This window comes from Variovorax boronicumulans, assembly GCF_040544675.1.
Classification (GTDB): Bacteria; Pseudomonadota; Gammaproteobacteria; order Burkholderiales; family Burkholderiaceae_C; genus Variovorax; species Variovorax boronicumulans_D.
Window position 1 is genome coordinate 1 of sequence record NZ_JBEPKK010000016.1, and the last position, 13367, is coordinate 13367.

The window sequence follows — 13367 nt, forward strand, 5'->3', positions numbered from 1 at the left end:
GAACTGCAAGCCGTTCACATGGACAGCAACGGCCAATTCGATCCTCGAAAAACTCACCCGCCTATGCGGGCGAATTAACGGGACAGGACACTAGGTAGTGGCCGCGCGATTGCAGCAGCAGTTCGCCCGCCGAGGTGAACGACAGGGCCGCATTGGCGCCATCGAGTTTTTCCTCGATGACCACCTGCTGGCCGTGCAGCGCCAACAACGGCGTCTGGCCGTCGTCGGTATCGCCGGCCTGCAGGCGCGAGCCTTCCAGATGCGCAGTACGCGGGTACTTGAGCAGCGGAATCGACGAAAGAGAAGAAGAGAGAGGGAACACGTTGTTCTCCAGATGCAAATCAGGAAGAACCGACAACGCGCGGGAGCGAAGCTGGAAGAGAGAGTCGACTTCGATGGCCGTAGAGGCCGTGTCTGGTCAATGTGGAACGCAGCTTGGCGCCCGACATGACCAGCAGTGAGGTGGTGTTGTCGGCGTCAGAGAGTGATGACGGCGAATCGGGGCACTTGGCGCTCCAGGGGATCGACGGGGATCCGTGGGTTGAAAGAAAAGAGTCGGCGATTCTAGCCACGCCCATGAAAAAAGCCGACCACGGAGGCCGGCTTTTCGCGGGTGCTGTGTCTTCAGCGCATCAGGCTGCAGCCAGAGCCGCCGGGCGCGCCAGGCGCAGCGCATGCATCCAGGCGCGGCGCAGCACGGCGGGCGAACGCGATTCCTCGGGAATCAGCAGGAAGCCGCGGTCGCGCAGCGTGGTGCCCAGCGCGATCTGGCTGGTCAGCACGGTCAGCGGAATCGCCAGCAGCAGCGGCAGGCCGACAGGCATGAGCCAGATCAGCGCGCTCGGGTCGATCATGGCGACACCGACGGCCAGCATGGCAATCACCAGGGTCATGGGGGCCAGCTGGGTTGCAGCAACCTTCCACGGCACGGCGTTGGCTTCACGCGGGGGCGACTTCCAGTCGAGCTTGATGCCGGTGAGGGCGACCAGCACGAACAGCGAGTGGGCCAGCATGCGAACCGGTGCCTGCACGATGGCCAGGGCGCTTTCCATGAGCGAGCTCTTCACAAGGCCCCAGGTACCGCCGTACTGGCGTTGCTCGCCGCGCATCAGCACGGCAGCGATGCCGAGCACGCGGGGCAGGAACAACAGGCACAGGGTCCAGATCCAGAGGCCGGCCAGCTCGGCGGGCAGCACGCTCCAGCTCGACACCAGGCTGGAGCCGCTGAGCCACAGGGCCGTGCCCAGCGTCAGGAACGCGAGCCACAGCGGCGCCGAAACATAGGCCATGGTGCCGGTCACGAACATCGCGCGGTGCACCGGGTGGATGCCGGGTTCGGCCATCAGGCGGGCGTTCTGCAGGTTGCCCTGGCACCAGCGGCGGTCGCGTTGCAGTTCGGCCAGCAGGTCCGGCGGTTGCTGCTCGTAGCTGCCGACCAGGTCGGACACCAGCCACACGTTGTAGCCGGCACGGCGCATCAGCGCGGCTTCGACGAAGTCGTGCGACATGATGCCGCCCGACATGCCGCCGGTGCCCTTGATGGAGGCCAGCGCGCAATGCTTCATGAAGGGCTCGACGCGGATGATCGCGTTGTGGCCCCAGTAGTGGGATTCGCCCAGTTGCCAGAACTGCATGCCCAGCGTGAACAGGCGGCCCGTCACGCGGGAAGCGAATTGTTGTGCGCGGGCATGCAGCGTGACGTGGCCGATGGCCTGCGTCGCGGTCTGGATGATGCCGGCGCTGGGGTTGGCTTCCATCAGCTTGACCATCGAGGTCAGGCAGTCGCCGCTCATCACCGAGTCGGCGTCGAGCACGACCATGTAGCGGTAGTCCTTGCCCCAGCGGCGGCAGAAGTCGGCCACGTTGCCGGCCTTGCGATGGGTGCGGCGGGTGCGCAGGCGGTAGTACACCTCCACCTGCGGCTGGTTCGGGCTGTCGGCGAGGGCGGCGCGAAGGTCTTCCCAGGCGGCGCGCTCGGCGGCGGCGGTTTCGGGGGTGTAGCTGTCGGACAGCACGAACACGTCGAACTGCTTCGCGTGGCCGGTGGAGGCCACCGATTCGCAGGTGGCGCGCAGGCCGGCGAACACCGTGGCAACGTCTTCGTTGCAGATCGGCATGATGATCGCGGTGCGTGCCTCGGGGTTCATCGGGTGGTTGACCACCTGCTTGGCCGACAGCGCGTGCTTGTCACCGCGCACGGAAACGTAGAAGCCCATGAGCGCGGTCACGAAGCCGGTCACGACCCAGCCCGACAGCAGGCCGTACAGGCCGATCTGGCCGTATTCGAGCCAGACGTTGTTGTAGTCGGGTTGCACGCCGGCAAACAGCGTAGAGGCGATCACGGTGCTCAGCACGGTGAGCAGCATGAAGGCATTGCGGCGGCGGGCCGCGGCGCGCTGCCACGGCTGCTTGACCTGCGAAGCCTGCTCGGCGCTCGAGGCTTCGGCATCGCGGCCGGCACCCAGCTTCACCAGCAGGGCGGTGCCGATGCTGTTCCAGAAACCGCGCCAGGGGCGGGGCGTCATCGAACCACGGTTGACCGGGGGGGCGGTGACGGCGTTGGGATGGCGTTCTTCGCGCACCGGGCTGCGGTGCGAAAAGTCGGCTTCGGTCAGCACGTTCAGTTGGGAGAAGTCAGTGGGCTTCATGGGATTTACCAACGTTGCTTGTCGAGGGAAGAAGGGGTGTCGCCGATTGCAGGAAAGCGCTTGATCACGCAATCCGTCTCGGCGCTGCCGGCGCTGGCGAGAGCCGCCAGCGAATGACCCGCGGCACGGGGCCGCGAGAGGGAAAACTGCTTTTGACGCAGGCCGTCGCGCTGCGGACGCAGTGCGAAAGATGGGCTGGAAAGTGCTGTCATGCCTCTACAGGGGCAAACCCTGTGCCAGCATGGAAAAACGCTTTCAGATCAACGACTTGGCGCGATCTGGATGCCGTTTTGACGGGGATGGCCCGGCCAAGGCCTCCAAAACCCCTGTTTTTGTCGCCGAATCCCGACAAGCCTTCGAGGCTCGGTGGAAATGGCCTTTTAAATCAACAACTTAGGTGCGTCGCTAGTCGGCGACAGGCTCCGGACCCGGAGCGACAGCGTCGGCTTTGAAGTGCCCCGGCGTGAGCTCGTGCTTTTGCAGCAGGCGGTAGAACTCGGTCCGGTTGCGGTCGGCCAGGCGGGCCGCATCGGCCACGTTGCCGTCGGTCAGCTTGAGCAGGCCGACCAGGTAATCGCGCTCGAATCGCTGCTTGGCGTCCGCATAGGTCTGGACCTCGACCGTGGGCACCCGCAGCGCGCGCTGCACCAGCGCCAGCGGAATCAGCGGCGAGCTCGACAGCGCGCACACCTGCTCCACCACGTTGAAGAGCTGGCGCACATTGCCCGGCCAGGCCGCGGTGGTCAGCGCCTTCAGCGCCTCGGGCGCAAAACCCGAGAGCCGCTTGCCGTACTTGGTCGACAGGCGCTGCAGGAAGTGGTTGGCCAGGAGCGGAATGTCTTCGCGCCGCGCCGACAGCGGCGGCAGCGTGAGCGTCACCACGTTCAGGCGGTAGTAAAGGTCTTCGCGGAACTGGCCCGCCTCCATCGCGGCGTCCAGGTCGCGGTGGGTGGCCGAGACGATGCGCACGTCCACCTGGATCGACTGGCTGCCGCCCAGCGGCCGCACCGCGTGCTCCTGCAGCACGCGCAGCAGCTTGACCTGCAGCGCGGGTGGCATGTCCCCGATTTCGTCGAGCAGCAGCGTGCCGCCGTCGGCCTGCTGGAACAGGCCCTTGTGGTTGGCGTGCGCGTCGGTAAAGGCGCCCTTCATGTGGCCGAAGAGTTCCGACTCGAGCAGCGCCTCGGGAATGGCGCCGCAATTGACCGCCACGAAGGGCTTGTCGGCGCGCGCGCTGGCCTTGTGGATGGCGCGCGCCAGCAGTTCCTTGCCGGCGCCGGAGTCGCCGCGCAGCAGCACCGAGGCGTCCGACTTGGCGACCATGCGCGCCTCGGCCAGGAGCTCGGCCATGCGGTTGCTGCGGCTCACGATTTCGGCGCGCCAGCTTTCGTCGCCGCCCTTGGCCGGCGTGCTGGCGGGGGCGCCCAGCGCCAGCGCCTGCGCGATCTTGTCGAGCAGCTCGCGGGCGTCGTAGGGCTTGGTGAGGTAGGTGAACACACCGCGCGCCGTGGCCTCGACCGCGTCGGGGATGGTGCCGTGCGCGGTGAGCAGGATCACCGGCAGCGAGGGGTGGCGCTTGCGGATCTCGTCGAACAGCGCGAGCCCGTCGCGGCCGGGCAGCCGCACGTCGCTGAGCACCAGCTGCGGATGCTCGATTTCCAGTTGGGTGAGCGCGGTCTCGGCCGAGGTCACGGCCGTGACCTGGTAGCCCGCCGACACCAGCCGCATCGAGATCAGGCGCAGCATGTCCGGATCGTCGTCGACCACCAGGAGACGGGCGCCGGTTGTGCTCATGGGGTTGGTTTGGTTCCGTTGGTTGCCGGTGCCGGCGTGCTCGCGGGCCGCGAGAAGCTGCGCTCGATGGCGCGCAGCGCCTCGATGCGGTCGTTGAGCTGGTCGATGCGGCGCTGGCTGTCGCGCAGCTGCTGCACCTGCCTGTCGCGGTCGTCCTCGACACGGCGCTGTTCCACATAGCGGGCGGCCAGGGCGCGTGCGAGCGGATGCAGCGGCTGCGCCTCGGGCGAGGGGTTGGCGATCACGCGTTGCAGCAGGCCCAGAGCGCGCGCCAGGTCGGCCGGCACGCGGGTCTGCGACAGCAGGATCGCCAGCTGCATCTGGGCGGTGGGCGAATCGCCGGGGTCGCCGATGCGGGCCATCTCGGCATTGAGCTCACCGCCGCCGAGCGGGCGCACCTTGTCGGCATACGACAGCATGGCCGCCTGCGGGCCTTGGGTCATCAGCGTGAACAGCGAGGCGGGCTGCGTGGCGACCACCCTGGGCTCGGCCTCGACGGGCATCACGCGCGGCACGACGGCCGGCGGCGGCAGCGCACTGGCCTCGGCCGGCGGCTTGAGCTGCGTGGCGCAGGCGGCCAGCAACAGGGCGAAAGCCATGGCCGTGGCCCCGGCAAGGGTGGAACTGCGGACGAACGAAAAAGGCATGGATCGAAGAAAGGGCGGGAGGCGGTGTTTCAGATGGGCGTGCCGCAAGGGCGGGTTCAAGCCGTGCGCGGCAACTCGATGCGAAAACGTGCACCGGGTCCGCCAGGCTGCAGCGTGATGCGGCCCCCGTGGGCTGCAATGTACTCCTGCACGATGGAAAGTCCGATGCCGGTGCCTTTGACCGTGTGCTCGGGCTGGCGTTCGCCGCGAAAGAATGGCTCGAAGATCCGGTCGCGGTCGTTCTCGGCAATGCCGGGGCCGGCGTCGTTCACGTCGATGTGCACTGCCTCCGGCGTGCTCGACACGGCCAGGGTGATGACACCGCCCGACAGCGAGAAGCGGATGGCGTTGGACAGCAGGTTGGCGATGGCCGTGCCCAGCTTGGTGCGGTCCACGGTGAGCGCGATGGCTTCGCCCTCGGTGCGCACGCGCAGTCCGTGCGCCTGCCATTGCAGCCGCTGCGCCTCGACCTGCTCTTCGATCAGCGGCAGCAGCTCGGTGCGTTCGCGGCGCAGTTCGCGCGCCTCGAAGGCCGCGGCGTTGAAGCGCAGCAGCGCCTCGATCTGGCCCTGCAGCGAGACGGTGTTCTGGTTCAGGATCTGGGCCACTTCCAGCTGCGCCGGGGTCAGCGGACCCGTCACGCCGTCTTCGAGCAGTGAAACCCCTTCGCGCAGCGCGGCCAGCGGCGTCTTGAGTTCATGCGACACATGCCGCAGGAAACGCGCCTTGTCGGCGTCCAGTTCGGTCAGGCGCAGCCGCAGCCATTCGAGCTGCTGCGACACCCGCCGCACGTCGGCCGGGCCGCGGATGTCGATGGGCTCGTCCAGCCGGTTCTGGCCGAGGCCGACGATGGCGCTCTCCAGCCGCTTGAATGGGCGCGCGAGCCAGATGCCGAAGGCCAGCGCCAGCACCACCGCCAGCACGCTCGCGGCCACCACCTCGCGCATCAGCCGGCGGCGCGCGTTCTCGATGCGCTTGGCGAGCGCGTCGTTCTGCATCTCGATGAGGAACTGGGCCTGCTGCGCGAGGCTGGTGTTGAGCGTGTCGAGCTCGCGAAACTGCACGGCCATGTTGCTTTCGCGGGCCAGGGCGCTGTCGGCGCTGCCGCTCATCAGGCCCTCGATCACGGCCAACTGCGCGCGCCATGGCTCGGTGCTCGCAGGCAGCAGGCCGTTGTTTTCGAGCCGCTCCAGCACCTGGTGCGATTCGCGCGCGGCCTCGTCGAAGCGGCGGCGCAGCACCGCGTCGTTGAGCACCAGCGACTGGCGCCCCGCGCGCTCCATGGCCGCGCTGCGTTCGGCCAGCGACTGGGCCGCGCCCGAGAGGCGCAGCGCGCGCGCCGCGGCGTCGCGGCTCTGGGTCATGAGCGCGTCGTACTGGAACACCGAGCGCAGCGCCACGCCCACCAAGAGCGCGGTGATCAGCAAAAAGGCAAAGAGCAGGAGCTGCTGGAACGAGCCCCGGATCGAAGGTCGCTTCGCCATCAGTGGGCGATCGCCGCGGCGGGTTGTTGCAGCGTCGGCGACGATTCGCGTGTCACCACCTCGCCGCGCAGCGTGTAGGCCAGCGAGCGCGTGATGCGCAGGTCGGTCATCTGGCCGACCAGGCGTGCATCGCCCTCGAAGTTGACGACGCGGTTGCAGGCGGTGCGGCCCATCAGCTCGTTGGCGTCCTTGCGCGAAGCCCCTTCCACCAGCACGCGCTGCGTGCTGCCTACCAGCGCGTCGCCGAAGCGGCGCACGTTGCCGTCGATCACCCGCTGCAGCGTCTGCAGGCGCGCGAGCTTCACTTCATGCGGGGTGTCGTCGTGCAGCGCGGCGGCCGGCGTGCCGGGGCGCGGGCTGAAGATGAAGCTGAAACTGTTGTCGAACTGGCAGTCGTCGATGAGCTTCATCATCTTGGCGAAGTCCTCGTCGGTCTCGCCGGGGAAGCCGACGATGAAGTCGCTGGAGAGCGCCAGGTCGGGGCGGATGGCGCGGAGCTTGCGCACCGTGCTCTTGTATTCCATGGCGGTGTAGCCACGCTTCATCGCCATCAGGATGCGGTCGCTGCCGTGCTGCACCGGTAGGTGCAGGTGGCTGACCAGCTGCGGCACCTTGGCGTAGGCCTCGATCAGCCGCGGCGTGAACTCGTTCGGGTGGCTGGTGGTGTAGCGGATGCGCTCGATGCCGGGGATCTCGGCGACGTATTCGATGAGCAGCGCGAAGTCGGCGATTTCAGCGGTCTCGCCCATGCGGCCGCGGTAGGCGTTCACGTTCTGGCCCAGCAGCGTGATCTCGCGCACGCCCTGGTCGGCCAGGCCGGCGATTTCGACCAGCACGTCGTCCAGCGGGCGGTTGACTTCCTCGCCGCGGGTGTAGGGCACCACGCAGTAACTGCAGTACTTGGAGCAGCCTTCCATGATCGACACGAAGGCGGTCGCGCCGTCGACCCGTGCGGGCGGCAGGTGGTCGAACTTCTCGATCTCGGGGAAGCTGATGTCCACCTGCGGGCGGTCCAGGCGCTCGCGGTCGTTCAGCATCTCGGGCAGGCGGTGCAGCGTCTGCGGGCCGAACACGATGTCGACGTAAGGCGCGCGCGCGATGATGGCCGCACCCTCCTGGCTGGCCACGCAGCCGCCCACGCCGATCTTCACGCCCTTGGCCTTCAGGTGCTTCACGCGGCCGAGGTCGGAGAACACCTTTTCCTGCGCTTTCTCGCGCACCGAGCAGGTGTTGAAAAGGATGAGGTCGGCCTCGTCCACGTTCTGGGTGGGCTCGTAGCCCTGTGCGGCGTGGAGCACGTCGGCCATCTTGTCCGAGTCGTACTCGTTCATCTGGCAGCCGAAGGTCTTGATGAATACTTTTTTCATGGGAATTCTCTGAAGCCCTGCGCAAGGTGGAGGGCGCCGCGGCGGACCCGGAAGGCCTGCGCCGCTTCTTGCTCGGTCGCAGCGCGTGGCGCGCTGCTGCATGGCTGCGTTATTGCGTGTTGAGGGTGTCGTTCGAGGTGAACGGCCAGATGTTCAGCAGCGGCTTGTTCAGCGACTCGCGGCTGGCCACGGCTTCCTCGGGCGTGAGGATCCAGACCTCGCGCAGCAGGCCGGCGGCGTCGCGCGTGTAGTTCACCAGGTACTTCTGTCCGATGATCGCGCCGGGCATGACCAGCATGTTCTGCGCGCTGCGGATGCGGGCGCCGGCGCCCAGGCGGTCGGCCCGGCCGTCGAGCTCGACGTCGGGCGCATCGGTCACCATGAATTTGCCGCGCAGCGTGCCGATGGGAAAGTTGCGTCCGCCGTTGAGCGATTCGTTCTGGGTTTGCGGGCGGGGCACCTCGTCCTGGGCGCGTGCCTCGAGCGAGAAAAGGCCGGCGCCGGCAACGACGGCGCAAAGCGCCAGGAGGGAGAGAGCGTGCGTGGGATTCTTTTTGCAGCGGTTCATGGGGTATATCCAGAGGCTGGGGTGAGCGGCGATTTTACGGGGGGTTGGCGCGCGGGCCGACGGCCGCCGGTTTGCCCTTGCCATGCCGGCCCCAGCCGGTTGCGCGGGGGCCGATCGCTGCTTTGGCGCCATTCGCGCCATTGGCACAGGCCTGGCGGTTGACCTGCTTTACTATTCTTTACGGTGCCCGTGACCACTGCGCGTCGACCGCTGATTCAATAGACGGTGTTAGCCCAAAGTGCACAAGAACCCATGAAGAAAAATGCTGCCATAGCCCTTGCGGGTGTGTTGATCGTCGCCGTCGCGGCCGGGTGGTGGAGCATGTCCGGCGACAAGCAGGCGGCAAAAAGCGGCCAGGCCGCCCCGGCAGCCGCCGGCGCCGCCCCCGCACTCGTGACGCTCGCCACCGCCGAAAAGCAGGACGTGCCCGTGACCGTGCAGGTCAACGGCAGCGTGGTGTCCCTCAACAGCGTCGACCTGCGCCCGCAGGTCACCAACACAGTGAGCGCCGTCCACGTCAAGGAAGGGCAGTTCGTCAAGGCCGGCCAACTGCTCTTTTCGCTGGACGACCGCAACGACCAGGCCAACCTGGCCCGCGCCCGCGCCCAGCAGAAGAAGGACGAGGCCACCATGGCCGACCTGGAGCGCCAGTACAAGCGCAGCCAGGAGCTGGTGGCGCAGAACTTCATCGCCAAGAGCGCGGCCGACGCCACGCTGTCGCAGCTCGAGGCACAGCGTGCCACCGTGGCGTCCGACCGCGCCGCGGTGCAGTCGGCGCAGGTGGCGCTGGGCTATGCCACGCTGCGCGCGCCCATCGCCGGCCGCATCGGCGCGGTCAACATCTACCCCGGCACGCTGGTGCAGCCGACGCTGTCGCTGGTCACCGTCACGCAGCTGGACCCCATCGCGGTGAGCTTCCCCGTGCCCGAAGGCAACCTGCAGGACCTGCTGCAGGCCGCGCGCACCCAGGCGCCGGTCGAAGCCCTGGTGGCCGGGCGCAAGACGCCGCTGATCGGCAGGCTCGACTTCGTGGACAACACCGTCGATCCGCAGATCGGCACGGTGCGTGCCAAGGCCGTGTTCGACAACGCCGACCAGGGCCTGTGGCCCGGCCAGTTCGTCGGCACGCGCATCACGGTGCGCACGCTCACCGGCGCCACCGTGGTGCCGGCCGCGGCATTGATGATGCTGGCCGACGGCACCTCGCTCTATGTGGTCGACCAGGCCAGGACCGCCACCCGCCGCAAGGTGAACACGCTGCACACCTTCGGCACCAAGGTGGCGGTGAGCGGCGTCCAGCCGGGCGAGCAGGTGGTGATCGAAGGCAGCCAGAACGTGCGGCCGGGCGGCAAGATCCGCGTGGACGACAAGGGCGCGGCGCCCGCACCGAACGCCCCCGGCACCCCGGGCACCCCGGGTGCCACGCCCGGCAGCGCCGCCTCTTCGGACGGCAGCGACGCCCAGCCGGCAGAGCGGGAACGCGCATGAGCGCCGCGCCCGGCCGCCCCAGGCACACGCAGGCGCGCACCGCGGCGCGGCGCCCGGAGGTCCTCCGATGAACATTTCGGAACTCTGCATCCGCCGTCCGGCGATGACCGTGCTGCTGTCGGCCGCGGTCGTGGTCGTCGGCATCTTTGCGTACTTCAGCATCCCGGTGGCGGCGCTGCCCAGCTACAACACGCCGGTCATCAACGTCAACGCGCAGCTCCCCGGCGCGAGCCCGGACACCATGGCCAGCTCGGTCGCGCTGCCGCTGGAGAAGCAGTTCTCCACCATCCCGGGCCTGCAGACCATCAGTTCGGTGAACACGCAGGGCGTGAGCTCGATCACGCTCGAATTCGTGAGCAGCCGCGACATCGACGCCGCTGCCGTCGATGTGCAGGCCGCGCTGCTGCGCGCCCAGCGCCAGTTGCCGCAAGAGCTCACGCAGCTGCCCTCGTACCGCAAGGTGAATCCGGCCGATGCACCGGTGCTCTTCATCGCGCTGATTTCGCCGTCGATGAATCCGGCCGAGCTCAACGACTACGCCGAGAACCTCATTTCCCCCACGCTCTCGACCATCGACGGCGTGGCGCAGGTGAGCGTGTACGGGCGCAAGGCCTTCGCGGTGCGCATCAAGGCCAACGCCGACCTGCTCAACGCGCGCAACATCACGCTCGACGAACTGGCCAAGGCGGTGAATTCGGCCAACGCCAACACGCCGGTCGGCGTGCTCGACGGCCCGCGCCAGACGCTCACCATCCAGGCCAACCGCCAGCTGGTGAAGGCGGCGGACTTCGCCAAGCTCATCGTCGGCCAGCGCAACGGCGCGCCGGTGCGGCTGGACGAAGTGGCCACCGTGGAGGACAGCTTCGAATCGGTCAAGACGGCCAGCAGCTTCAACGGCCAGTCGTCCATTTCGCTGGCGGTGCAGCGCCAGCCCAATGCCAATACGGTGGAGGTGGTGGACGCGGTGCGCGCGCTCATTCCGCGCTTCAAGGCGGAGCTGCCGCAGTCGGTCGAGATCCAGGTGGTGAACGACCGCTCGCTTTCCATCCGCGAGGCGGTGCACGACGTGCAGCTCACGCTCCTGGGCACCATCGCGCTGGTGGTGATGGTGATCTTTCTGTTCCTGCACCGGCTGGTGGCCACGCTGATTCCGGCGGCGACCATTCCGATTTCGCTCATCGGCGCGGTGGCCTTGCTCTACGCCTTCGGCTATAGCCTGGACAACGTCTCGCTGCTGGGCATCACGCTGGCCGTGGGGCTGGTGGTGGACGACGCCATCGTGGTGCTCGAGAACATCATGCGCTACGTCGAGAAGGGCATGGAGCCCTATGCGGCGGCGCTGCGCGGCGCGCGCGAGGTGGGTTTCACCATCGTGTCGATCTCGATCTCGCTGGTGGCCGTGTTCATCCCGATCTTCTTCATGCCGGGCGTCATCGGCCTCCTGTTCCACGAGTTCGCGGTGGTGGTGGCGCTGGCGGTGCTGGTGTCGGCCGTGGTGTCGCTCACGCTGGTGCCCATGCTCGCGAGCCGGCTGCTCAAGCAGGTGCCGCGCAAGGAAGGCGCGCACGACGGCGGCAACGACCACGAAGAAGAACATCCCGAGCCGGGCACCGCCATCGGTCGCGGCTTCGAGCGCGGCTACCGCGCGGTGCACGGCGGCTACATGCGCTCGCTGGACTGGACGCTGGCGCACCGCAAGCTGATGCTCGTGGTGGCGGGCCTGACTTTCGTCATCACCGGCTGGCTGTTCGCCACCATTCCCAAGGGCTTCTTCCCCGAGGAAGACATCGGCCAGATCCAGATCACCACCGAGGCCGCCGAAGACATTTCATTCACCGCCATGAAGGCGCTGCAGGACCGCGTGGCCGCCGCCATCCAGGCCGACCCCAGCGTCAACTACGTGAGTTCCTTCGTCGGCGTGGGCGGCCCCACCGCCACGCAGAACTCCGGACGCCTCTTTGCCGTGCTCAAGTCGCGCAGCGAACGCCCGCAGATGGCCAAGGTGCTGGAGTCGCTGCGCGAGCGCTTCCGCGAGATTCCGGGTGTGGCCGTCTACATGCAGCCGGTGCAGAACCTGCGCCTGGGCGGGCGCCAGAGCAAGGCGCGCTTCCAGTACACGCTGCAGAGCGTGAACGCCGGCGAAATGGCGCCCTGGGCCACGCGGCTCATGGAGCGCATGCGCGCCGACCCCTCCTTCCGCGACGTGACCAGCGACTCGCAGAACCGGGGCCTGCAGGCCACGCTGGAGATCGACCGCGACAAGGCCGGCGTGCTGGGCGTGGCGGTGGGCGACCTGCGCACCGCGCTCTACAACGCCTACGGCGACCGGCAGATCGGCAGCATCTACGCCGCGAGCAACACCTACCAGGTGATTCTTTCGGCCGCCGACAGCGACCGCCAGTTCGAGGACGACGTCGCCCGCCTCTCGGTGCGCAGCACCTCGGGCAAGCTGGTGCCGCTGTCGGCCTTCTCGACCATCCAGCGGACCGTGGGGCCGACCTCGGTCAACCACCAGGGGCAGCTGCAGGCGGTGACCGTGTCGTTCAACCTCGCGCCCGACGTGCCGCTGGGCAATGCGACCGCCAGGATCGACCAGTTCAAGAGCGAGCTGAAGATGCCGCAGTCGATCATCACCACCTACGGCGGCGATGCGGCCGTGTTCCAGAGTTCGCAGGCCAGCCAGGCGGTGCTGCTGGTGCTGGCGGTGCTGGTCATCTACGTGCTTCTGGGCGTGCTGTACGAGAGCTACATCCACCCGCTGACCATTCTTGCGGGGCTGCCCTCGGCGGCGGTGGGCGCGCTGCTGTCGCTCAAGATCTTCGGCTTCGACCTCACGCTGATCGCCACCATCGGCATCCTGCTTTTGATCGGCATCGTCAAGAAGAACGCGATCATGATGATCGACTTCGCCCTGGACGCGCAGCGCACCGAAGGCATGAAGCCGGCCGATGCGATCCGCGAGGCCTGCCGGCTGCGCTTTCGCCCGATCCTGATGACCACGCTGGCCGCGCTGATGGGCGCCTTGCCGCTTGCGCTGGGCCTGGGTGCCGGCGCCGAGCTGCGCCAGCCGCTGGGCGTGGCGGTGGTGGGCGGGCTGATCTTCTCGCAGGTGATCACGCTCTACATCACGCCCGCCATCTACCTGGCGCTGGACCGCTACAGCGGCACCGGGCCGATGGTGCAACTGCCGGGCGAGGCGAAGGCCGAGGCTGCTGCAGGGCACGCGGCCTCGCACGCCTGACGGCGATTCAAAAGATGCCGGATGGTCATGCGCGTGAACCACCCGGCCAGGAAGGACTTCTGCAGTCCTGCGAAACGCCACACCCAGGCCATCGCCAATTCACGGCGCTCCGGCCTCTTTTTTCAACGGC

At 67.8% G+C, this 13367-nt stretch carries 9 protein-coding genes and 1 pseudogene; 2 read left to right on the plus strand and 8 right to left on the minus strand.

The window, feature by feature from the left end:
* Positions 1 to 88: 88 nt before the first annotated feature.
* The 8 genes and pseudogenes from ABIC90_RS22925 to ABIC90_RS22960 all read right to left on the minus strand — a co-directional run.
* Positions 89 to 322, minus strand: a pseudogene (locus ABIC90_RS22925) (RNA ligase family protein); the annotation flags it as partial.
* A 310-nt stretch (positions 323 to 632) separates the two neighbouring features.
* Positions 633 to 2648: a glucans biosynthesis glucosyltransferase MdoH gene (gene mdoH / locus ABIC90_RS22930; RefSeq protein WP_354358204.1), complete on the minus strand. Its 2016-nt coding sequence runs from the start codon at positions 2646 to 2648 to the stop codon at positions 633 to 635.
* Positions 2649 to 2653: 5 nt separating this feature from the next.
* Positions 2654 to 2860 carry a hypothetical protein gene (locus ABIC90_RS22935; RefSeq protein ID WP_354358206.1) on the minus strand — a complete coding sequence of 69 codons (207 nt, stop codon included), beginning with the start codon at positions 2858 to 2860 and terminating at the stop codon, positions 2654 to 2656.
* Positions 2861 to 3053: 193 nt separating this feature from the next.
* Complete coding sequence (locus ABIC90_RS22940; protein ID WP_354358208.1) at positions 3054 to 4442, minus strand: sigma 54-interacting transcriptional regulator; 1389 nt, start codon at positions 4440 to 4442, stop codon at positions 3054 to 3056.
* Entirely contained in the window at positions 4439 to 5041 is a 603-nt protein-coding gene (locus tag ABIC90_RS22945) for a hypothetical protein (protein ID WP_354358210.1), read from the minus strand. Before ABIC90_RS22945 ends, ABIC90_RS22940 begins: the two co-directional genes overlap by 4 nt.
* A 104-nt stretch (positions 5042 to 5145) precedes the next feature.
* The gene (locus tag ABIC90_RS22950) at positions 5146 to 6573 is read right to left on the minus strand and encodes a sensor histidine kinase (RefSeq protein ID WP_354358212.1); all 1428 of its coding nucleotides are present in this window, start codon (positions 6571 to 6573) and stop codon (positions 5146 to 5148) included.
* Positions 6573 to 7940, minus strand: a complete 1368-nt coding sequence (miaB, locus tag ABIC90_RS22955; RefSeq protein ID WP_354358214.1) for a tRNA (N6-isopentenyl adenosine(37)-C2)-methylthiotransferase MiaB — start codon at positions 7938 to 7940, stop codon at positions 6573 to 6575. The genes ABIC90_RS22950 and miaB overlap by 1 nt, the downstream gene beginning before the upstream one ends.
* Positions 7941 to 8049: 109 nt before the next feature.
* Positions 8050 to 8508, minus strand: a complete 459-nt coding sequence (locus tag ABIC90_RS22960) for a hypothetical protein (RefSeq protein WP_354358215.1) — start codon at positions 8506 to 8508, stop codon at positions 8050 to 8052.
* A 321-nt stretch (positions 8509 to 8829) separates the two neighbouring features.
* On the opposite strand from ABIC90_RS22960, the gene ABIC90_RS22965 reads away from it, so the two are divergent.
* Both ABIC90_RS22965 and ABIC90_RS22970 read left to right on the plus strand, forming a co-directional pair.
* The gene (locus ABIC90_RS22965; protein WP_354358414.1) at positions 8830 to 9996 is read left to right on the plus strand and encodes an efflux RND transporter periplasmic adaptor subunit; all 1167 of its coding nucleotides are present in this window, start codon (positions 8830 to 8832) and stop codon (positions 9994 to 9996) included.
* 67 nt (positions 9997 to 10063) lie between these two features.
* Positions 10064 to 13237 carry an efflux RND transporter permease subunit gene (locus tag ABIC90_RS22970; protein ID WP_354358217.1) on the plus strand — a complete coding sequence of 1058 codons (3174 nt, stop codon included), beginning with the start codon at positions 10064 to 10066 and terminating at the stop codon, positions 13235 to 13237.
* The last annotated feature ends 130 nt before the right edge of the window (positions 13238 to 13367 follow it).

Coding starts and splice junctions, on each gene's coding strand:
- miaB (WP_354358214.1), bottom strand. CDS start 7,940: ATGAAAAAAGTATTCATCAAGACCTTCGGCTGCCAGATGAACGAGTAC.
- ABIC90_RS22965 (WP_354358414.1), top strand. CDS start 8,830: ATGTCCGGCGACAAGCAGGCGGCAAAAAGCGGCCAGGCCGCCCCGGCA.
- ABIC90_RS22935 (WP_354358206.1), bottom strand. CDS start 2,860: ATGACAGCACTTTCCAGCCCATCTTTCGCACTGCGTCCGCAGCGCGAC.
- mdoH (WP_354358204.1), bottom strand. CDS start 2,648: ATGAAGCCCACTGACTTCTCCCAACTGAACGTGCTGACCGAAGCCGAC.
- ABIC90_RS22950 (WP_354358212.1), bottom strand. CDS start 6,573: ATGGCGAAGCGACCTTCGATCCGGGGCTCGTTCCAGCAGCTCCTGCTC.
- ABIC90_RS22970 (WP_354358217.1), top strand. CDS start 10,064: ATGAACATTTCGGAACTCTGCATCCGCCGTCCGGCGATGACCGTGCTG.
- ABIC90_RS22940 (WP_354358208.1), bottom strand. CDS start 4,442: ATGAGCACAACCGGCGCCCGTCTCCTGGTGGTCGACGACGATCCGGAC.
- ABIC90_RS22945 (WP_354358210.1), bottom strand. CDS start 5,041: ATGGCTTTCGCCCTGTTGCTGGCCGCCTGCGCCACGCAGCTCAAGCCG.
- ABIC90_RS22960 (WP_354358215.1), bottom strand. CDS start 8,508: ATGAACCGCTGCAAAAAGAATCCCACGCACGCTCTCTCCCTCCTGGCG.